Raw genomic sequence first — 1,837 nt, forward strand, 5'->3', positions numbered from 1 at the left:
CAGCAAGGAAGCATAATCAGCCGGACACATCCGCACCACCTAACCGCATCGCGGCCGCCCTTCGGGCTTAAGGTGGTGGGACGTCGTGAACACATGAACGATATACGAAATTGGACTCGAAGCTACTGCGAATTAAAGCAACTGTATGCGTACAATCGAGATTGCCATCTGGTTTCAGAGAAGTGACATGTAGTATTTCAGGTTTCGAGGGACTTAGTTACAGCGTGCATGGCAATTAAGATCATAATCGGTTAATGAGTTGAATGGGTTTAAGGAACGAATTCATATTTTGAAATTTAGAGGCACCTAACATTACATAGGTTAAGAGCTGCTGGGGCAAAGGTGCCTGAAAGTGGAAAGTCAAAAGCAAGAAGTGCTTAATGGGAAGGTCAAGTACGAACGATTTTGAAAACTTGAAGGCACCTGATATTACATAGGTTAAGAGCAGCTGGGGCAAAGGTGCCTGAAAGTAGAAGGTCAAAATCGAATTATTTTAATAGTTAGAGGCTTGAAGGCAAGGGATTTGATTAGTTTATGAGGGCTGAGCCAGGAAGTAGTAATTGTCGGTGTCTAGAGAACAGCGAGATTGGCAATGAAGCAGGAACATGAGGATTAACGAAGAAGTAGTCAAGATGAGATGGCAAGAGTTATTGCGGCGTTCTGAGATACAGCGAAATAGTCTAACGATTTTAAGGGCATATTCGAGCTCGGAAGCTAGTCTGAAGTGGTGCACCTTACGAGGAATAGTCCAACATCGTATAACACCATGTTCACGCATCGGCGGACGAGCCGCCTCGGTCCGGCAGAAGTAGGGAAGCGGATTCGACTGGAGTAGCTCAGCAACTGTAAGTAATTCAGCCGGACACATCCGCACCACCTAACCGCATCGCGGCCGCCCTTCGGGCTTAAGGTGGTGGGACGTCGTGAACACATGAACGTTATATGAAAGCCCCGAAGAGCTTTAAATCAAATAATTCATTAAGACTTATACACCTATAGAACTGAGGACGACATGATGAATGTAGTGCTTATCGGTATGCCGACAGCAGGGAAAAGTACAGTCGGCGTTATTTTAGCAAAAGTGATGGGTTATGATTTTGTAGACAGTGACCTTTTAATTCAAAATCAAGAAAATCGACTTTTGAAAGATATTATTTCACAGGATGGAATCAACAGCTTTATTTCAATTGAGAACCAAGTGAATGCATCTTTACAAGTCGAACACTCCATAATAGCTACCGGAGGAAGTGTGGTTTATGGTGTTGAGGCGATGGCACATCTTAAAGAAATTGGAACAGTGATCTATCTCAAATTAAGCTATGAAACGATACAAAAACGTCTGGGAAATGCAAAACAAAGAGGTGTAGTCTTAAGGGAGGACCAAACTTTACTTCAGTTATATCAGGAAAGATGTCCTTTGTATGAATCTTATGCTGATATAATTATTGATGCTGAAAATCTTGGAATCGAAGAATTGGTAGTGAAAATAATGAATCAGATACCCTGATAAAAATTTAATTTATTATTTGAGGGTAATGCGTTGTAGCCGGGGCCTTCATATAACACCATGTTCACGCTTCGGGCCATTCGGCCCTCGGTCCGGCAGGAGTAGGGAAGCGTATTCGACTGGAGTAATTCAGTAGCAGGGAAGCGTAATCAGCCGGACACATCCGCACCACCTAACCGCATCGCGGCCGCCCTTCGGGCTTAAGGTGGTGGGACGTCGTGAACACATTTACGTTAGATGAAACGTGCCTAATGCAGATTTTGAAGTTTGATTCGGAGGAGATTATGAAATCATTAATTAGATACTGTTTTTGGATTTTACTAATCGTAT

At 43.2% G+C, this 1,837-nt stretch carries 1 protein-coding gene; it reads left to right on the forward strand.

Annotated elements, in window-relative coordinates:
• The first annotated feature begins 1,015 nt into the window (after positions 1-1,015).
• Positions 1,016-1,507, forward strand: coding sequence for a shikimate kinase (locus ACFPPD_RS16645; protein WP_378082670.1), 492 nt, complete (start codon positions 1,016-1,018; stop codon positions 1,505-1,507).
• Positions 1,508-1,837 lie beyond the last annotated feature (330 nt).

Origin of the sequence: Cohnella suwonensis (genome assembly GCF_042655365.1) — a bacterium.
Classification (GTDB): Bacteria; Bacillota; Bacilli; order Paenibacillales; family Paenibacillaceae; genus Cohnella; species Cohnella suwonensis.

Bases quoted from the DNA above. Each gene is read 5' to 3' on its own strand.
- ACFPPD_RS16645 (WP_378082670.1), top strand. From the start codon at position 1,016: ATGAATGTAGTGCTTATCGGTATGCCGACAGCAGGGAAAAGTACAGTC.